The 18,375-nt window shown below is 68.7% G+C and carries 16 protein-coding genes and 1 pseudogene; all 17 read right to left on the bottom strand.

What is annotated here, in order from left to right; genetic code table 11:
* Positions 1–90 precede the first annotated feature (90 nt).
* The 17 genes and pseudogenes from BMX93_RS01585 to ruvX all read right to left on the bottom strand — a co-directional run bounded on the left by BMX93_RS01585 (position 91) and on the right by ruvX (position 18,356).
* Positions 91–2,163, bottom strand: coding sequence for a primosomal protein N' (locus BMX93_RS01585; RefSeq protein ID WP_177170014.1), 2,073 nt, complete (start codon positions 2,161–2,163; stop codon positions 91–93).
* 138 nt (positions 2,164–2,301) lie between these two features.
* Positions 2,302–3,492, bottom strand: coding sequence for a methionine adenosyltransferase (gene metK, locus BMX93_RS01590; protein ID WP_091967001.1), 1,191 nt, complete (start codon positions 3,490–3,492; stop codon positions 2,302–2,304).
* Between the two features lie 58 nt (positions 3,493–3,550).
* The gene (gene rpoZ / locus BMX93_RS01595) at positions 3,551–3,892 is read right to left on the bottom strand and encodes a DNA-directed RNA polymerase subunit omega (RefSeq protein ID WP_091967002.1); all 342 of its coding nucleotides are present in this window, start codon (positions 3,890–3,892) and stop codon (positions 3,551–3,553) included.
* A gap of 201 nt (positions 3,893–4,093) precedes the next feature.
* A complete protein-coding gene (gene gmk / locus BMX93_RS01600) occupies positions 4,094–4,714 on the bottom strand; it encodes a guanylate kinase (protein ID WP_091967004.1) in 621 nt (206 codons plus the stop codon).
* A gap of 3 nt (positions 4,715–4,717) precedes the next feature.
* Positions 4,718–5,029 carry an integration host factor, actinobacterial type gene (gene mihF / locus BMX93_RS01605; protein WP_091967006.1) on the bottom strand — a complete coding sequence of 104 codons (312 nt, stop codon included), beginning with the start codon at positions 5,027–5,029 and terminating at the stop codon, positions 4,718–4,720.
* A gap of 156 nt (positions 5,030–5,185) precedes the next feature.
* Positions 5,186–6,040, bottom strand: coding sequence for an orotidine-5'-phosphate decarboxylase (pyrF, locus tag BMX93_RS01610; protein WP_091967008.1), 855 nt, complete (start codon positions 6,038–6,040; stop codon positions 5,186–5,188).
* A complete protein-coding gene (locus BMX93_RS01615) occupies positions 6,037–7,173 on the bottom strand; it encodes a quinone-dependent dihydroorotate dehydrogenase (RefSeq protein ID WP_245725673.1) in 1,137 nt (378 codons plus the stop codon). The genes pyrF and BMX93_RS01615 overlap by 4 nt, the downstream gene beginning before the upstream one ends.
* A complete protein-coding gene (gene carB, locus BMX93_RS01620) occupies positions 7,170–10,514 on the bottom strand; it encodes a carbamoyl-phosphate synthase large subunit (protein WP_091967012.1) in 3,345 nt (1,114 codons plus the stop codon). The genes BMX93_RS01615 and carB overlap by 4 nt, the downstream gene beginning before the upstream one ends.
* Positions 10,514–11,677: a glutamine-hydrolyzing carbamoyl-phosphate synthase small subunit gene (gene carA / locus BMX93_RS01625; RefSeq protein WP_091967014.1), complete on the bottom strand. Its 1,164-nt coding sequence runs from the start codon at positions 11,675–11,677 to the stop codon at positions 10,514–10,516. Before carA ends, carB begins: the two co-directional genes overlap by 1 nt.
* A 70-nt stretch (positions 11,678–11,747) precedes the next feature.
* Positions 11,748–12,248: a transcription antitermination factor NusB gene (gene nusB, locus BMX93_RS01630; RefSeq protein ID WP_091967016.1), complete on the bottom strand. Its 501-nt coding sequence runs from the start codon at positions 12,246–12,248 to the stop codon at positions 11,748–11,750.
* Positions 12,248–12,811, bottom strand: coding sequence for an elongation factor P (gene efp / locus BMX93_RS01635; RefSeq protein ID WP_091967242.1), 564 nt, complete (start codon positions 12,809–12,811; stop codon positions 12,248–12,250). Before efp ends, nusB begins: the two co-directional genes overlap by 1 nt.
* Positions 12,812–12,929: 118 nt before the next feature.
* Complete coding sequence (locus tag BMX93_RS01640; RefSeq protein ID WP_091967018.1) at positions 12,930–13,604, bottom strand: FMN-binding negative transcriptional regulator; 675 nt, start codon at positions 13,602–13,604, stop codon at positions 12,930–12,932.
* Positions 13,605–13,645: 41 nt separating this feature from the next.
* Positions 13,646–14,740 carry a 3-dehydroquinate synthase gene (aroB, locus tag BMX93_RS01645; RefSeq protein ID WP_245725676.1) on the bottom strand — a complete coding sequence of 365 codons (1,095 nt, stop codon included), beginning with the start codon at positions 14,738–14,740 and terminating at the stop codon, positions 13,646–13,648.
* A 90-nt stretch (positions 14,741–14,830) separates the two neighbouring features.
* A pseudogene (locus BMX93_RS13205) lies at positions 14,831–15,430 on the bottom strand (shikimate kinase); the annotation flags it as partial.
* Positions 15,349–16,560: a chorismate synthase gene (gene aroC, locus BMX93_RS01650; protein WP_091967253.1), complete on the bottom strand. Its 1,212-nt coding sequence runs from the start codon at positions 16,558–16,560 to the stop codon at positions 15,349–15,351. The gene aroC and the pseudogene BMX93_RS13205, both read right to left, overlap by 82 nt.
* A gap of 47 nt (positions 16,561–16,607) precedes the next feature.
* Entirely contained in the window at positions 16,608–17,900 is a 1,293-nt protein-coding gene (gene mltG / locus BMX93_RS01655; protein ID WP_245725674.1) for an endolytic transglycosylase MltG, read from the bottom strand.
* A 3-nt stretch (positions 17,901–17,903) separates the two neighbouring features.
* Positions 17,904–18,356, bottom strand: coding sequence for a Holliday junction resolvase RuvX (ruvX, locus tag BMX93_RS01660; RefSeq protein WP_218139186.1), 453 nt, complete (start codon positions 18,354–18,356; stop codon positions 17,904–17,906).
* Between the last annotated feature and the right edge of the window lie 19 nt (positions 18,357–18,375).

Genomic DNA, 18,375 nt, shown 5'->3' on the forward strand with positions numbered 1-18,375 from the left:
CGGCACGTTCGCACCGGAGTCGGTACGGCCGGCGAGACGCGAGCCGTCCTCATTGCGCCGACCAGCCTATCGGCCCGGCAACTCCGGTGCTCAGGATGCCGCGACGGGATCGATCTGCAGGCGCAGGGCCCCGGGCTCCTTGCGGGCGGTGCGCACTGCCAGCGCATGCTTTCCGGCAGCCGCCAAGGCCGCGCCGAGCTGCCGGGGGGCCCGCACGATGAGCCGCAGCTCCCCGCTGTCGGCCCCGTTGGGGGGCAGTGGCACCGGCCCGAGTTCCTCGGCTCCCGGCGGCCAGCGCGCTGCTTTCCCCAGCGAGGCGAGGGCGTCGGCGCTGCCCTGGGCGACGAGCATCGTCACGGCTGGCGGGAAGCCCGCCGCGGCGCGGTCCTGCAGCTCAAGGGCCGCGAAGCCGGCCGGGTCAAGCCTCACCAACGCCTGGACAGCGCGGTCCTGGGCGGGGCCAACCAGGCAGATGGTGCCGCCCTCCTCCCCCGGGCGGACCAGAGCAGCCGCCCCGAGCCAGCGCCGTAGGGATTCCTCCGCAGCACGCAGGTCGGCCCGTCCGAGCATGATGGCAGCGTCGAGCAGCACGGCAGCCGAGTAGCCCTGCTGGGGGCGCGGCTCGCCACCCGGCGTGCTGACCACCAGGGCTGGTGAAGCGCCCATCTCGCGCACCACATGGTCACCGGAGCTGTCCACCAGCCGGGTGCCGGGGAATGCCCGTCCGAGTTCTTCGGCGGTACGCGCCGAGCCGACGACAGGGGCCCGAAGCTCCCGGCCACCGCATACCGGACATGACCACTCGCCCAGCGTGCGCCCGCACCAGGTGCACGACACGTGGCGGTGCCCCTCTGCGAGACGATCGGCCTTGAGCGGACCCTGGCAGGAGGGGCAGCGCGCGGCCGTTCGGCACCGCTGGCAGCTCAGCGCCGCCAGATACCCGGCGCGCGGCACCTGGACGAGCACCGGTCCGGCGGCCAGCCCGGCCCGGATGGTGTCGAATACGATGCTGGGCAGGCGTGTGGCCCTGGCGAGCGGGTCGCGGCGCAACGCCTCGTCGGAGTCGGCGGCGACCCGTACCGGCGCACAGCGGCGCCGAGTGTGCGCCGGAGGCGATCCGATCGGGGCCATCCAGCCACGCTCGATCCAGCTCTGCACCTCGGCGGTGCGCCCATAGGAGCTCATGAGAAGTGCGCAGGAGGCCTGCACTGCGCGGATGGCGGCCACATCGCGAGCGTGGCAATAGGGTGCGCGAGGCTCTGCCAGCAGGTCGTCACCGTCGTCCCACAGACAGATGAGCCCGAGTGCATGTATCGGCGCGAAGACCGCGCCCCTGGTCCCCACCAGTACCCGAGCCTGGCGGCGCGCGACGGCCAGATAGTTGCGGTAGCGCGCCGCAGGACCCAGCTCGGTGTGCAATTCGGCGATGGCGCCCTGACCCACGAACTGCGCCAGCACATCGCGCACCCTCCGGACCTGCACGACATCGGGAACCACGACGAGCACGCCACGGCCGGCCCGCAGTACCGCCAGGGTGGCCTGGACGACGCCTCTCGTCCAGTCGTCTGCCCCGGCCTGATCGGTCTTCCAGCGAGGCGGCACGTTCCAATGCGCCCGGACGGGCTCGCCCTGCGCGATCCTGTCGAGGAAGGTCTGCCCGCCCGGATCGTCGCGCAGCCCGTCCCCCGGCGTCGGCGGGGTCAGCGGCAGCGGCCAGGGCGTCTGCTCGGCGGCTTCCGTGGCGGCGTGGCGAGGTGGCACGGCAAGCCGCAGGACGTCGGCGAAGGTGCCGGCCCAGTGATCGGCGACGGCGCGAAGCAGCTGCACCTGCTCGGGCAGCAGGACCGGCTCGGCCGAGATCATCTTGCTCAGCGGCGCGAGCTTCTCCACCTCGCTGGTGGCGGGCAGGTCGACCACGAAACCAGCCGCCATCCGGCCGGCAAACCGGGCCCGGACACGCACCCCCACTGCGATCTCGGCAGCCATTGCCGGGGGGATCGAATAGTCGAAGAAGCGGTCGAGATGGGGCAGATAGACGTCGAGGGCGACCCGGGCGATGCGGGGCAGGACATCGGGCGCGGCAGAGCCGAGAGCATTCTCCGCGGTGCGCACGCCGGTGGTGCGTGCCGCCGGATCGGCCTTCGGTTCCGCCGTGTCCCCCATAGCAGGAATCCTAGGGACGCTCACCGACAATTCCTCCGCTGCGCCAGCTGCAACCCGCCGATGCCCGGCCGGGCCGCCGCGCCACGACCGGGGGCCATCGACCGCTGCGAAACCGCGCAGCGGTACGTCATCACGGGTTCAGCCCCGCACGGCCCTCGCCAGCGCGTCCGCGCGATCGGTACGCTCCCAGGTGGCCTCGGGCAGTTCCCGTCCGAAGTGCCCGTAGTTGGTGAACAGGCTGTAGATGGGGCGCAGCAGGTCGAGGGATTCGATGATGGACTTCGGGCGCAGATCGAAGACACTCTGTACTGCCGCCACCAGCTGTTCGTCGGGCACGGCCCCGGTGCCGAAACTGTCGACATACAGGCTGGTCGGCCGGGCCCGCCCGATCGCATAGCTCACCTGCACCTCGCAGCGTGACGCAAGCCCGGCGGCCACGACGTTCTTCGCGATCCAGCGGGCCGCATAGCTGGCCGAACGGTCGACCTTGCTCGGATCCTTGCCGCTGAACGCGCCGCCCCCGTGACGGGCCGTGCCACCGTAGGTGTCGACGATGATCTTGCGGCCCGTGACGCCGGCATCTCCCTGCGGACCGCCGATGACGAACTTCCCGGACGGATTGACCAGCACCGAGGGCTCGCGCGCGTCGATCTCGTAACTGGCCAGCACCGGATCGATCACCTCGCGGCGAACCGCCGGGGTCAGCACGGCATCGAGATCGACATCGGGCGCATGCTGGGTCGAGATGACGACATTGCGCACCCGGACCGGCTTCGCGCCCTCGTACTCGATGGTGGCCTGGGTCTTCCCGTCGGGGGCGAGCAGCGCAAGCGTGCCGTCTCGGCGCACCTGCGCCAGCTGCAGCGACAAGCGGTGCGCCAGGTGAATGGGAAGCGGCATGAGCTCGGGGGTCTCGGTGCAGGCATAGCCGAACATCAGCCCCTGGTCGCCGGCCCCCTGACGGTCCGCATCGTCGGTGGCCAGTGCATTGCGCTCCTCCCAGGAGTGCTCGACGCCCTGGGCGATATCGGGTGACTGATTGTTGAGCGCGACCATGACGCCGCAGGTGGAGCCGTCCAGGCCCTTGTCGAACGAGTCGTAGCCGATTTCGAGCATCCGCGAGCGGGCGACATCGGCAATGGCCACATAGGACTCGGTGGTCGCCTCCCCTGCCACGACCGCCACGCCATTGCTCACTAGCACCTCGATGGCGGTGTGCGAGTGCGGGTCCTGGCGCAGCATTTCGTCGAGGATCGAATCGGCGATCGCGTCCGCCACCTTGTCGGGGTGACCCTCGGTGACGGATTCGGACGTGAAGAGTCTGCTCATTGTCTGACTTTCTGCCCGACCAAGAGTCGGGGCTGACAAGCGGCCGGGAGATCCCGGCTCAGGCGGGGTCGATACCGCCGAAGGGGTCATTCAGATCGAATTCGGGGTCCTTCGCGGCCTCGGCGCGTGCCTGGGCCTCGGCCTGCGGATCGATCTCGGTGTACTCGAGCATCCCGGCCTGGATCTCCCGAAGAGCGATGGACAGCGGCTTCTCCTGGACGCTCGTCTCGACCAGCGGGCCGACATTCTCCAGCAGCCCCTCGCCGAGCTGGGAGTAGTAGGCGTTGATCTGACGGGCACGCTTGGCAGCGAACAGCACCAGCCGGTACTTGGAGTCGACGTGCTGGAGCAGGTCGTCGACAGGAGGATTGATGATGCCTTCGGAAGGAACGGTTGTCACGTGGATGCCTCGTCCTGTCACCCGCTGGTGCGGGGATCTTGGTTGAACATGTCTGATCGGCGCTGCCTCGATGGCATGGCCTCGCCGGCGTCCTCGCGCAGATGACGTCGGCGCAGCCAACACCGGATGGTCGTGCGCCTCACAACGGTGGCACACGGACCGGCAATGCAGGCCAGCGAGCCACGACATTATGCCGCAGGCTCACAGTCCCATCAAGCCTACCAGCTCATCGATGGTCTTCTGGACCTCGTCGTTGACGACCACATGATCGAACTCCGACTCGGCCGCCAGCTCCTCGCGAGCGGTGCGCAGCCGCCTGGCCTGCTGGGCGGGTGTTTCCGTACCGCGCCCGCGCAGCCGGCGGATCAGTTCGTCCCAGCTCGGGGGGGCCAAGAAGATCTGGACCGCCTTCGGGTAGCTCTCGCGCACCTGACGGGCGCCCTGCAAGTCGATCTCGAGGACCACCCGGCGGCCCTGTGCCACGGCCCGCTCGACAGGTTCACGGGGCGTGCCGTAGCGCGCGGCGCCGTGGACCGTGGCCCACTCCAGCAGTCCACCGCTGGCCAGCAGCTGATCGAAACTCCGATCATCGAGGAAATGGTAGGAGACCCCATCCACCTCGCCGGGACGCGGAGGCCGCGTCGTTGCGGACACCGAGACGAAGATCTGTGGGTACAGCTTCTGCAGCCTGGAGACCACCGTCCCCTTCCCGACGGCGGTGGGTCCGGAGATCACATAGACCCGGCCACCGCTCACCGTGTCGTGCCCCTCATGTGTCACAGCACCAGTCTTTCGAGAGGGAACCGCCACGGTCTCACTCATGGATCAGTGGAACTCCGTCTTCAGGCCCGCGACCTGGTGGCGGCCGAGTCCGCGCACCCGCCGATTGGGGGCAATGTCAAGGCGCTCCATGATATCGGCTGCTCTCTTCTCTCCCACGCGGGGAAGGGCCTTCAGCAGATCGACGACCTTCACATGGGCGAGAATCTCATCATTGCCGGCAATATCGAGTGCCTCGCCGAGGCTGAGCTTCCCACTGCGGACCTTCTCCTTGAACTCGGCACGCGCCCTGCGAGCCTGCGTGGCAGCGTCACGAGCGGACCGGAGCTGTTCTGGTGACAACGTCGGGATGGCCACTGTCGTACTCCATTCGTGTCAGGCGGACGCCATTTGTCCGGCCCTCCGTCTACGGTACAACGCACAGCTCCCCCAGTTCAGGGGCCGCGTCAGACCCGGGCCGGATTCGTGCCCCGCCACCGACAGCGGTGCCTGACAGGCCGGTCCGGGTCCGGGTCAGCGCAGCACCAGGCAGGCAGCCGCGGCGCGTAACGCCGCAGGCTCGGGACCCGCGGACAGCACGCCTCGCGAGGCACTGGGCAGCACCCTTTCCACCGCCTCACCGAAGATGGTGCCGAGCGCCCCGATGGTGCCCCCCTGGGCGCCGATGCCGGGTGCCAGCACCCATCCGCGAAAACCGCTCAGATCGACGCCGGAGTCCTCGTGGGTGGCGCCGATCACCAGGCCGACGTCGCCCAGTGGATGGACCCGCTGCTCGTCGACGGCGGCGTCGACGACGCCCTGGGCGACGCTGCGGCCCTCGTGGCGGGCGAACTGAACACCGCGGCCTTCTGGATTGCTCGTGTGGCACAAAACGAACACACCCCGGCCGCCCGCATGCGCCAGGTCGAGCGCGGGACGCAGGGATTCGAAGCCAAGATAGGGGCTCAGCGTGATCGAATCGGCTTCGAGCTCGGCGCCCGGTGCCAGATAGGCCTGGGCGTAGGCGCTCATGGTGGAGCCGATGTCACCGCGTTTGACATCGAGGATCGACAGTGCCCCGGCCTGCCGGATGTCACCCAGCACCCGGCCCAGCGCAGCCAGGCCCTTGGACCCGAAGATCTCGAAGAAGGCGCTCTGCGGTTTGAAGACCGCCACCGTCTGCGCCAGCGCGGCGACTGCGGTGCGGCTGAACCGCTCGACGCCTTCTGCGTCGTAGTCGAAACCCCAGCTGCGCACCAGTTTCTCGTGGGGGTCGATGCCCACGCACAACCTGCCGCGCCGGGCGCACAGGCCGGCAAGCCGGGCGGCGAAAGCCTGGGCGGCGGGTTTCTCCGCTCCGCCCGTCGGGCCCTGGCCCCGGGCCGTCATTGCGTCACCCGAAGCCGGTCGGGGCGGCACAGCGAGTTGATGCCCGCCACGAGCGCCGGCCCCTCGAAGATGAAACCGGTGTACAGCTGGACCAGTCGAGCCCCGGCATCGAACATCGCCTGGGCGTCATTGGGGCTCATGATGCCGCCAACCCCCATGATCGGCAGCTTCGTGTGCCCGGCGATCCAGCGCACCCGCTGCAGGGCGAGCGCGGTGAGCGGCGCTCCGGACAGCCCACCCGCCTGGACCGCCAGGTGCTGGTCCTCCGGGGCGAGGCCACCGCGTTCCAGGGTGGTGTTGGTGGCCACCAGACCTGAGACACCGGCGTCCTCGCACACCCCCAGGAGCTCGTCGAGTTCACCGATCGGCAGGTCCGGTGCGAGTTTGACGAAGATCGGCAGGGGATGGTGAGGATCGAGCTCGCGGGCACGGCTCACCAGCGCGCCGGTCAGCTCCTCGAGCTGGCGACGGCCCTGCAGGCTGCGCAGGCCGGGGGTGTTGGGGCTCGACACGTTGATCGCCAGATAGTCGGCATAGGGTGCCAGGGTCTCGAGGCTGAACAGATAGTCCGGCACGGCCTGCTCGAGCGGGATCCGCTTGGTCTTGCCGATCGAAACCCCCACAGGACAACCCAGCGCATTGTTCCCGCGCGCCACCTGGGCGCCGGCAAGCTTGGCCGCCAGGGATTCGGCGCCATTGTTGTTGAAGCCCATCCGGTTGATGATCGCCCGGCTGCGGATCAGCCGGAACAGTCGGGGACGCGGATTGCCCGGCTGGGCGTGGGCTGTGACAGTGCCCAGCTCGGCGAAGCCGAAGCCCAGTGGCGCCCATGCCGCCGCGGCCACCCCGTCCTTGTCGAGGCCGGCTGCCACGCCGACCCGGCCGGGGAAGTGGATCCCCGCCAGCTCGACCGGATCCTTGTCGCGGTCCAGCGCCCAGCGCACGACGCCCATGAGGCTCTCGGGAAGATGGCCAAGAGTACTGATGAGCTGACCGTGAATCTTCTCGGGATCGCCGCCGTGCATGGTGAACAGCAGCGGACGTACGCACCCAAGGTAACCGGCGCGCAGGGCGCGTACCCAGACCTCGTCGAGACTGGAGTCGAGCACCATTCCCCCTGTTCCGCCGCTCATTCGGCGCCGTTGTTCACTGCGTGCAGGTGCTCGGCCATGTCATGGCCCCAGTCCTGCAGGGATTTCACGCTGATCTGCCCGCGGCGCAGCGCCTGGATGCCCTGCACCGCCGATTCCAGCCCCTGGACGGTGGTGATCGACGGCACCCCGTGCAGGATCGCAGCGGTGCGGATTTCGTATCCGTCGCCGCGCGGGCGCCCGCCGCGTGTCTCGCCGGTCGGCGTGTTGAAGATGAGGTCGATCTTCTCCGCCTCAATGAGGTCGACGACGGTGGGTTCACCGCCTGGCCCCCGTCCCTCGCTGAACTTGCGGACTGTCGAGACCTCCATGTCGTGCATCGCGAGCATGCTGGCCGTCCCCGCCGTGGCAAGGATGCGGAAACCCATGTCGGCCAGCTCCCGCAGCGGCAGGATGATATGCCGCTTGTCGCGGTTGGCTGCCGAGACGAAGACCGTGCCGGTGGTGGGCAGGGCTCCGTAGACCGCGGCCTGCGCCTTCGCGAAGGCCACCCCGAAGGAGTTGTCGATGCCCATCACCTCCCCGGTGGAGCGCATCTCGGGGCCGAGCAGGGTGTCGACACTGCGTCCCTGGCTCGTGAGGAAGCGGTTGAAGGGCATGACGGCTTCCTTCACCGCGATGGGCATGCCTCCCCAGCGCGCCGCGCCGTCGCCCACCTGGCGCAGCACTCCGCAGTTGCGCAGCGCGGGGATGGTGGAACCGAGCATGATGAGCGCCGCGGCCTTGGCGAGCTGGGTGTCGGTGGCCTTCGAGACAAAGGGTACGGTGCGGCTGGCGCGCGGGTTGGCCTCCAGGACGTAGAGGGTGTCGGAGGCCAGCGCGTACTGGATGTTGATGAGACCGCGCACCCCCACGCCGGCCGCGATGGCCCGGGTGCTCGTGCGGATCCGGTCGATCACCTCGTCGCCGAGGGTGGCCGGCGGCAGCGAGCAGGCCGAGTCGCCGGAGTGGATGCCGGCCTCCTCGATGTGCTCCATGATGCCGCCCAGGTACAGCTCCTCGCCGTCGAACAGGGCGTCCACGTCGATCTCGATGGCGTCGTCGAGGAAACGATCGACCAGCACCGGCGAGCCCGGGCCGATGAGCGTCGAGTTCTCGATGTAGGCGCGCAGCGATTCCTCGTCGTAGACGATCTCCATGCCTCGCCCTCCCAGCACATAGCTGGGCCGTACCAGCACCGGGTAGCCGATCCCGGCGGCCACCGCACTGGCATCGGCGAAGCTGGTCGCCATGCCGTATCTGGGCGCGGGCAGCCCGGCTTCGTCGAGGACCCGTTCGAAGGCCTCGCGGTCCTCGGCCAGGAAGATGGCCTCCGGGCTGGTGCCAACGATCGGTACACCGGCATCCTTGAGTTGCTGGGACAGCTTGAGCGGAGTCTGGCCTCCCAGCTGCACGATGGCGCCGACCACCGGCCCCGCCTCGCACTCGGCGTGGTAGACCTCGAGGACGTCCTCAAGGGTGAGGGGCTCGAAGTACAGCCGGTCGGAGGTGTCGTAGTCGGTGGAGACGGTCTCGGGGTTGCAGTTGATCATGACCGAGGTGTAGCCGTTCGCCGAGAGCACCTGGGCCGCGTGGACACAGGAGTAGTCGAACTCGATGCCCTGGCCGATCCGGTTGGGTCCCGAGCCCAAGATGAGCACGGCGGGCTTGGTGCGCGGTTCCACCTCGGTCTGTTCGTCGTAGCTGGAGTAGTGATAGGGCGTGCGTGCCGCGAATTCCGCGGCGCAGGTGTCGACGGTCTTGTAGACCGGGCGCACCCCCAGCTGCCAGCGAAGCGCGCGCACCTGGTCGGCGGGCATGGCGCGCAACACCCCGATCTGGGTATCGGACAGGCCATGGCGTTTCGCGGTGTGCAGCAGCTCAGCGGTCAGCTCGGGCGCCCGGCGAAGCTCTTCGCCCACCTCCTGGATGAGCGCGAGCTGGTCGAGGAACCATGGATCGATGCCCGTCAGCTCGTGCAGGCGCTCGACGCTCACGCCGCGCTGCAGGGCGGCACCCACCTCGAGGATCCGCCCGTCGTGGGGACGCGCCACGCCGGCGAGCAGTTCGTCGAGGCCGAGCTCGTCGAGCTCGGGAGAGGTCCAGAAGCCACCGCCCTGTTCGGTCGAGCGCAGCGCCTTGCCGAGCGCCTCGGTGAAGTTGCGGCCGATGGCCATGGCCTCGCCCACCGACTTCATGTGGGTGGTGAGGGTGGCGTCGGCATAGGGGAACTTCTCGAACGCGAAGCGCGGCACCTTCACCACCACATAGTCCAGTGTCGGCTCGAAGCTGGCCGGGGTCTGCGCCGTGATGTCATTGGGGATCTCGTCGAGGGTGTAGCCCACCGCGACCTTCGCAGCGATCTTGGCGATCGGGAAACCGGTCGCCTTGGATGCCAGCGCCGAGGACCGCGAGACGCGCGGGTTCATCTCGATGACGATCATCCGGCCATTGGCCGGGTTGATGGCGAACTGGATATTGCACCCGCCGGTGTCGACTCCGACCGCCCGGATGATGGCGATGCCCACATCGCGCATCCACTGGTACTCGCGGTCGGTGAGTGTCATGGCCGGTGCGACGGTGATGGAATCGCCGGTGTGCACGCCCATCGGGTCGAGATTCTCGATGGAGCAGACGATCACCACGTTGTCCGCGCAGTCGCGCATCACCTCCAGCTCGTACTCCTTCCAGCCCAGGATCGACTCCTCGGCGAGCACCTCGGTGGCGGGGCTGGCGTCCAAGCCGATGCGGGCCATCTGCACGAGCTCCTCGCGGTCGCGTGCGATACCCGAGCCGACGCCGCCCATCGTGTAGCTGGGGCGCAGTACCAAGGGATAGCCGAGCTCATCGGCGGCGGAGACGATCTCTTCGACGCTGTGACAGATCCGCGAACGTGCCACCTCGGGGCGTCCGCCGGGGAAGCTGCCCAGCTGCTCGACGATCTGCTTGAACTGCTCGCGGTTCTCGCCGCGCTGGATCGCGGCGACGTCGGCGCCGATGAGCTCAACACCATGGCGCTCCAGCACACCGGACTCGTACAGCGAGATGGCCGTATTGAGGGCGGTCTGGCCGCCCAGGGTGGCCAGGAGCGCATCCGGGTGCTCCTTGGCAATCACCTTCTCGACGAACTCGGGTGTGATCGGCTCGAGATAGGTGGCGTCGGCGAATTGCGGATCGGTCATGATGGTCGCCGGATTGGAGTTGACCAGGATGACCCGGTAGCCCTCCTCGCGCAGCACGCGGCAGGCCTGGGTTCCCGAGTAGTCGAACTCAGCCGCCTGGCCGATGACGATGGGCCCCGATCCGATGACGAGAATCGATGAGATGTCGGTGCGCTTGGGCATCAGGCCTGCTCCCCCTCGGCGGAATCGTGAGCGCTGTCGCGGTGCTGGGCCATCAGCTCGGCAAAGCGGTCGAACAGGTGGCTTGCATCGTGGGGCCCGGCGGCCGCCTCGGGATGGTACTGTACCGAGAAGCCCTTGAGCTGCCCCTCGCGACGCAATTCCAGGCCCTCGACGACATTGTCGTTGAGGCAGATGTGGGACACCTCGACCTGACCGAAGTCGGTGTCGGTCGGTCCCTCAAGGGGCACGTCAACGGCGAAGCCATGGTTGTGCGCCGTGATGTCGACCTTGCCGCTTGCCCTTTCCAGGACGGGTTGGTTGATACCGCGGTGACCGTACTTGAGCTTGTAGGTGGGCAATCCCAGCGCCCGGCCGAAGGCCTGGTTTCCCAGGCAGATGCCGAAGACCGGCAGCCCGGCGCGCAGCGCGTGTTGCAGGAGGGTCACCGAATCGGTCAGCGTCGAGGGATCCCCGGGCCCGTTGCTCAAGAACAGCCCGTCTGCGCCCAGCGCTGTCACATCCTGCCAGCTGGCGTTGGCGGGCAGCACATGAACCTCCATGCCGCGCTCGGCCATCCGGTGGGGAGTCATCGACTTGATGCCCAGATCGATCGCTGCGACAGTGAATCGCGTTGTCCCCTGAGCGGCGATGGTGCGCGGCCGGTCGGTCGTCACGTCGCCGACCAGATCGGCTCCGGCCATCGTCGGGCTGGCCAGCACCTTGGTGAGCAGTGCCGCCGGGTCGTCGTCGAGGGAGCTGATCCCCACTCTCATGGCGCCGCGCTCACGCAGGTGGCGGGTGAGTGCCCGGGTGTCGATCCCGCTGATGCCGACGACCCCCTGGGCCGCCAGTTCCTCGTCGAGACTGCGCCGGGCACGCCAGTTGCTGGGCATGCGAGCCGGATCGCGCACGACATAGCCGGCCACCCAGATGCGGGTCGACTCGTCGTCCTCGTCGTTCCACCCGGTGTTGCCGATGTGGGGGGCGGTGGCGATGACGACCTGGCCGTCGTAGCTGGGGTCGGTGAGGGTCTCCTGGTATCCGGTCATGCCGGTGGAGAACACTGCCTCGCCGAAGGTCTCGCCCACTGCCCCGAAGGATCGGCCGCGAAATGTGCGCCCGTCCTCGAGAACCAGGATCGCACCGTGAGAATTCGCGCTCATGACCGTCCTTACCCTGCCTCATGGGCAGGCTCAGATGTACAGGTCGAGGCCTCAGCCTCGCAAGAGCCTATCAGCCGCGGGCTTCGGCGGCCTTGGACAGCAGTCCGTTGAGAAAGGCCACCGAGTCGTCGGTGCTCAACTCCTCTGCCAGCTCCAGCGCCTCGCTGATGGCTGCCTGGGTTGGGATCGTCGTATTGTCCAGCTCCCATACGGCGATGCGGGCGAGGTTGCGGTCGATGCGCGCCATCCGCGCCAGCGTCCAGTCCCCGGCCAGGCACTCGGCGATGTGCTGGTCAACCGCCGGCTGGTGGGACTGATATCCCGCGATGATCTGGGCGGTGTACTCGCGTACCCCGGTGTCGCCTTCCTGGCTTCGGCGTTCGACGACACGGTCGATCGGTTCGCCGCGCAGATCGGCCTCGAAGAGGATGTCGAGGGCCTGCTTGCGGGATTTCGTGCGCGCCGAGTGGCGGGTGCCCGCATAGTCCTTGGTGGCCACCTTGATGGCGCCGGGCACCGGCGGGTGCTCCCCGGGTGCCAGCGGAATGGCCTTCTCCTCAGGATCGCTCATCAGCCCTGGACACGTCCGAGGTAGCTGCCGTCGTCGGTGCTGATCTTGACCTTCTCCCCGGTGGAGATGAACAGGGGTACCTGGACCTGCTTGCCGGTCTCGAGCGTGGCGGGCTTCGTGCCGCCGGTGGAGCGGTCTCCCTGCAGACCGGGCTCGGTATAGCTGACCTCGAGTTCGACGCTGGCCGGCAGGTCGACGTACAACGGCGTGCCCTCGTTGGTGGCGACCGTGACTGTCATGCCTTCGAGCATGTAGTCCTTCGAATCGCCGATCACGTCGAGCGGGATGGTCAACTGCTCGTAGTTGTCATTGTCCATGACGACCAGCCCGCTGGGATCGCTGTACAGGTACTGCATGTCGCGGCGGTCGACCTGGGCCATCTCGATCTTCGTGTCGGCGGGGAAGGTGCGGTCGACGACTTTTCCGTTGAGCACATTCTTGATCTTGGTGCGAACGACGGTATTGCCCTTGCCCGGCTTGTGGTGCTGGAACCACAGGACCTGCCACAGCTGGCCGTCCAGATTGAGCACCGTGCCGTTCTTGATGTCGTTGGTCGTAGCCACGTGTTCGCCTTTCACACTGACGGGTTCGGGCGGAACGCTGGGCAGCTGCCCTCGGGGTCGTTTCGCCGCGATCAGCCATCTTAGCGGCTCCGGGCGCGCAGGCCGATTCGGCAATGCGTCACTTCCGCTCGCGAATCTCTTCGGTGGCACGTTCGCGGGCGATGGCGTGGGCGAGGGACTCGTTGCGAAGATATCCGATGCCCTCGGCCGGGCAGCGGCCCGCGAAGACCTGCTGCGGGTCCTCGACCCGGCGTGACCAGGAGTCGGCGATGCCGGCGATGTCCGTGCTGGAGCGGTTCTGGCTCATCTTCGCCTTGCCCACGATTGATTCGACGATCACCTCGACGCCCACGGCCGAGCGCACCAGCCCGTCGAGCATCCGCGGTGACAGGGTGTCGAAATCGAAGTCGCTCGCCTGGGCCGCCACGAGCTCCACCATGGCGCGGCGCACCCAGCGGGGGTCGTCGTGGGCCACCAGGCGGCCCCGGACATGGACGGTGATGTAGTTCCAGGTGGGCACCGCGTGGGGAGACGGCACATCGCTGGGGTCGACATAGCCGTCGGGTCCGTGCACCACGACCAGAGCTGGGCCCGCATGGCGCCACTGGTCATTGACTCGCGAGAGGTGAGCACGCAGGACTCCGTGTTCGCCCTCGTCGGGGCGGAAGACGAAGGGCAGGACAGTGGCCTCGGGGCCCTGCGGGCCCACGGTGACCAGATCGGCGATGCGCACCCGTGCGAGAAGCGCATCCAGCTCCTCCGGCGGATATCCGAAGTGCTCAGGAACGTACATTGTCGACTCCTCTCGTGCCGGTGGCGGACCGGTGACCGGATTCAGCTGTGCGTGCCGCGCAGGGCGGCGAAGGCGTCGGCCAGGGCATCCTCCGGCGGGTCGACGATCATGGCGACCTGCCCCGGGCGCCGCAGCCCGACGAAGCGCAGCGTGGTGCCGCGGGTCTTCTTGTCGCGGGCCATGAGCTCACGCAGCTCCTGCCAGGGGGCGCCGTGATAGCTCGTCGCGAGTCCGACAGCCGCCAGGAGCCTCCGGTGACGCCCAACGACCGCGGGGTCCAGGCCGAGCAGGCGCTCGGACAGTTCGGCAGCGAACACCATGCCCAGGGCGACGCACTCGCCGTGGCGCCTGGTGAAGTGCTCGGATGCCTCGATCGCGTGACCGAGCGTGTGCCCATAGTTGAGCTGCTCGCGCCCGACCCTGTCGCCGACCGAGGTGGACTCGCGCAGATCGGCGGAGACGACGGCGGCTTTCACCTGCACCGAGCGGGCGATGAGCTCGTGGAGGCGGGTGCCACCGGTATCGGCGGCGTCGGCGGGATTCTCCTCGATGAGGTCGAGGGTGGCGGAGTCGCGAATGAAGCCGTGCTTGATCACCTCGGCCAGTCCGCTGCGCACCTCGGCCATGGGCAGCCCAACGAGCAGATCGGGGTCCTCCAGGACGACGCTCGGCTCCCAGAACGCCCCGATGAGGTTCTTGCCCTCGGGCAGGTCGGCGCCGGTCTTCCCGCCGATGCCGGCGTCCACCATGGCCAACACGGTGGTGGGCACGCTCACCCAGCGCACTCCCCGCAGCCAGGTGGCCGCGACGAATCCCGCCAGATCGGTACTGGCTCCTCCGCCGAGCCCGACGACGAGGTCCGTTCGGGTGAACCCGGCGCGCGCCAGCGTGCCCCAGCAGGCTGCCAGCACCTCGGGGGTCTTCGCGGACTCGCCCTCGGGCAGCTCCACGAGCACGGGCTGCGCGCCGGCAGCCCGCACCAGGTCCGCGGCGCGCGCGGCCGTCTTCGTGAGCACCCGGGGGTGGAAGATCGCCACCCGGGCGGCGTCGCCGAGCTGTTCGGGCAGCCGCGCCAGGGCCCCGCGCTCGATGATGACCTCGTAGGGATGGTCGGTGGCGAAGTGCGCCGTGGTCACATGCTCTCCTGTGTGCGCGGGGATGGGGATGGCCGGTTGCCCGGGGTGCAGTCCAGTGAGCTGCCCGGCCGCGGTGAGTTGCGCTGTGACGAGGCGGGCCACCTCGCCGGTCTGCAGGCCATCCGTATCGATCCGATGGCTGGCCACCGCCCGGTACCAGGGCTCGCGAACGGACATGAGGGTGCGCAAGTTGTCGGCCACGTTGCCGCGCAACAGCGGCCGGTGTGTGGAGGCGCCGATGCGCGCCACCCCCTCGTCGACCGACTCGTCGAGCCACACGACGAGCCGTCCTGCCAGCAGCGTGCGGATCGCCGGATTGGTGACCGCCCCGCCACCCAGCGCAATGACCCCTCGGCGGCCGAGGAGTTCGCGAGTTGCGTCGAACTCGATGGTCCGGAAACCTGCCTCGCCGCGGTCGGCGAAGATCTCAGCGACGGTGCGGCCCTGGGTCTGCTCGATGAAGCTGTCGGCGTCGACGAAGTCGAGGCCGAGCGAACTGGCCACTTGCCGGCCGACCGAGGATTTACCGACCCCCGGCGGGCCGACCAGGATGAGCTGGTCGCCGGCCGCGAGCCCGGTGCTGCAGCGGGTCGCCTGCGTCCTCTCGCTCACCGGCTGCCGACTCCCTGGCCCTCGCTCAGCCCGCGCTCGGCCAGCCGGGCGAGGTAGCCGTGCAGATTGCGCCGGCATTCGGCCAGCGAGTCACCGCCGAACTTCTCGAGGCAGGCCTCGGCGAGGACCAGCGCCACCATCGCCTCGGCAACCACGCCGGCGGCAGGCACGGCACAGACATCGGAGCGCTGATGGTGCGCCAGGGCAGGTTCCCCGGTGGCCACGTCGATGGTCTGGAGCGGGTGCGGCACGCTGGAGATCGGCTTCATGGCGGCGCTGACGCGCAGCACGTCGCCGGTGGTCATGCCGCCCTCGAGGCCGCCGGCGCGCCGCGAGGTACGCCGGATGCCTTCGGGTCCGCCCACGATCTGGTCATGGGCCTGGCTGCCCCGCAGCCTGGCCAGGCCGAAGCCGTCGCCGATCTCAACTCCCTTGATCGCCTGAATGCCCATGAGGGCTCCGGCCAGCCGGCCGTCCAGGCGCGTGTCGCCCTCGCGCATCGCGCCGATTCCCGGCGGGCATCCCCAGGCCAGCACCTCGACAACGCCGCCCAGCGTGTCGCCCAAGTGTTGGGCATCCGAGATCTCCGCCTGGATCCGCGCGCTCGCCTGGGGGTCGAAGCAGCGCACGGGGTCGGCATCGATGAGGTCGAGGTCGGCGGCCCGGGGCAATTCGTCGCGTTGCGCGGGGATCCCACCCAGTTCCACGACATGGCTGAGCACGGTGATGCCGAAGGCCTGCGCGAGGAAGTTCTTGGCCACCTGGCCGATCGCCACCCTGGCTGCGGTCTCGCGAGCGCTGGAGCGTTCCAGGATCGGGCGGGCCTCGTCCCAGTCGTACTTCTGCATGCCAACGAGGTCGGCGTGGCCGGGGCGCGGGCGGGTGAGCTTGGCGTTGCGAGCCAGCCCCTCAAGATCTTGGGGATCGACGGCGTCGGGACTCATCACCTGCTGCCACTTCGGCCATTCTGTGTTGGCAATCATGATCGCGATGGGCGAGCCGAGCGTCTCACCGTGCCGGAAACCACCGAGCAGGGTCACCTCGTCGGCCTCGAAGCTCATCCGAGCTCCTCGCCCCAGCCCGAGCCGCCGGCGCGCCAGCGCGTCGCGGATGTCATCGCTGGACACCGTGACATGGGCGGGAATTCCGTCCATGGTCGCGACCAGCGCCTGGCCATGTGATTCTCCTGCAGTGAGGTAACGAAGCATGTGCCCCAGTATCCCAGCACCGGCCGGGCCTGGAACGACGCGGCCACTCAGCCGCAGCGCCCGGAATTGGCCCGGCACCAGCTCTGGAACTGGGCGACGTTCTTCTCGTGATCGCTGTCATTGGACGCGAACTTCGTCTCCCCGGTGTCGGGATTGACCGTGACGAAGTAGAGCAGATCACCGGTGGCCGGGTGGAGGGCGGAGTCGATGGCCCGGCGCCCCGGATTGGAGATCGGTCCCGGCGGCAGGCCGGTGATTCGGTACGTGTTGTAGGGCGAGTCGATGGCCCGCTCGGCGTCGGTGGTGGTGACATTGCCCGAGGTGTTGTTGGCATAGTGCACGGTCGCGTCGGACTGGAGCTTCATCCCCCTGTTGAGCCGGTTGTAGAAGACCTCGGCCATCTGGGGGCCATAGTCGGGGTTGACGGTCTCGCGTTCGATGATGCTCGCCACGATGAGCACATCGAGCGGCGAGCGCCCGATGGCTGCCGCACCGGACTCCAGGCCCTCGGAGGCCGAGACCTGGTTGAACTGGGTGACCATGGCGCTCAGCAGGCTCGTTGCCGTGGTCCGGTCGTCATAGGGATAGGTCTGGGGAAACAGCAGCCCCTCGGAGTTGCCCTTGGCCCAGCTGGGCAGGCCGAGCGCAGCGGGATTCGCCGCGGCGGCCCGGAACTGGTCCACCGGAATGCCTGTCGCTGCGCTGGCTCGCTCGAAGACCTCGCTGTTGCGCAGCCCCTCGGGCAGGGTGACGGAGTGCGAGATGATGTTGGCTGGGTTGACGAGCGCCGCGACAGCCGACTTGGCGGACATGTGGGCCTTCATCCGGTAGGTACCGGGCTGGATGGCGTTGGTGCGGGGCTCGGCCTTGGCTGCCCGCATGAAAGCGCGCGAAGACGCCACGACATCGCGGGAGACGAGCAGATCGCCCATCTGGGCGACGGACTGGCCGGAGTCGATGTCGACAGTGACCTCGGTGGTTCCGGTCCCGGAGTAGTCCGCGCCCTGATAGGCGCGCCATGCCTCACTGACCTTGTGATATGCGAACAGCCCACCGCCGACGAGCACCGCCAGGCTGACGAGCACGACGATCGCGGTACGCAGCCACAGCCACGGGCGGCGCGCACCGGACTCGCGGTAGGGCACCGATGCCAGCAGCGAATCGGGATCATCAGCCTCTTGGCGCGCTCCGAGCCACTCGTGGCCTGCTCCCTGCCTCGGCGCCGGATCGGCGGCGGAGGAATGTGGGCTGCGCGAGAGCTCGTCAGCGCTCTCACGCTGCCCAGAGCCACGGCGCGCCAGCAGATCGTCGGGCTCCTCAGCTGCGCGTTTCGGCGTCACGGTTCACACCCCCTGTCGGCCGGCCGAGTTCAGGTTACCGGCGGGGCGCCCGGTGCGCTTCTCGATCTCGATCGCCTGTTCGAGGATCGCGACAGCAGCGGCCTGATCGATGATCGACCGGCGTGATCGGCTGCCGTGGCCGGTCAGGGCCAGGCTGCGGGCCGCGCTGGCTGTCGTCAGGCGCTCGTCGACGAGCCGGACGTTGAGTCCCAGCGCTGTGCCGATTCGTCCGGCGACATCGAGCATGGTCGTGGCAGCCACCCCCTGGCGGCCGCGCAGGTCGGTGGGCATGCCCAGCACGATCTCGAGTGGCTCGTACTGCGCAGCGAGTTCGCCCAGTCGATGAAGCGCGGCAGCGTTGTTCGGCACCGTCTCCACCGGGTAGGCAAGCAGCCCGTCGCGGTCGCAGGCCGCCACGCCGATGCGCGCCTTGCCCCAGTCGATGCACAGCCGCACGCCGGGACGCCAGCCGGGG

Origin of the sequence: Propionibacterium cyclohexanicum, assembly GCF_900111365.1 — a bacterium.
GTDB lineage: Bacteria > Actinomycetota > Actinomycetes > Propionibacteriales > Propionibacteriaceae > Propionibacterium > Propionibacterium cyclohexanicum.

What these genes read in the sequence shown, in the direction of transcription:
- BMX93_RS01585 (WP_177170014.1), bottom strand. Translation starts at nt 2,163, where the DNA reads ATGGGGGACACGGCGGAACCGAAGGCCGATCCGGCGGCACGCACCACC.
- metK (WP_091967001.1), bottom strand. Translation starts at nt 3,492, where the DNA reads ATGAGCAGACTCTTCACGTCCGAATCCGTCACCGAGGGTCACCCCGAC.
- gmk (WP_091967004.1), bottom strand. Translation starts at nt 4,714, where the DNA reads ATGAGTGAGACCGTGGCGGTTCCCTCTCGAAAGACTGGTGCTGTGACA.
- pyrF (WP_091967008.1), bottom strand. Translation starts at nt 6,040, where the DNA reads ATGACGGCCCGGGGCCAGGGCCCGACGGGCGGAGCGGAGAAACCCGCC.
- BMX93_RS01615 (WP_245725673.1), bottom strand. Translation starts at nt 7,173, where the DNA reads ATGAGCGGCGGAACAGGGGGAATGGTGCTCGACTCCAGTCTCGACGAG.
- carB (WP_091967012.1), bottom strand. Translation starts at nt 10,514, where the DNA reads ATGCCCAAGCGCACCGACATCTCATCGATTCTCGTCATCGGATCGGGG.
- carA (WP_091967014.1), bottom strand. Translation starts at nt 11,677, where the DNA reads ATGAGCGCGAATTCTCACGGTGCGATCCTGGTTCTCGAGGACGGGCGC.
- nusB (WP_091967016.1), bottom strand. Translation starts at nt 12,248, where the DNA reads ATGAGCGATCCTGAGGAGAAGGCCATTCCGCTGGCACCCGGGGAGCAC.
- BMX93_RS01640 (WP_091967018.1), bottom strand. Translation starts at nt 13,604, where the DNA reads ATGTACGTTCCTGAGCACTTCGGATATCCGCCGGAGGAGCTGGATGCG.
- aroC (WP_091967253.1), bottom strand. Translation starts at nt 16,560, where the DNA reads ATGCTTCGTTACCTCACTGCAGGAGAATCACATGGCCAGGCGCTGGTC.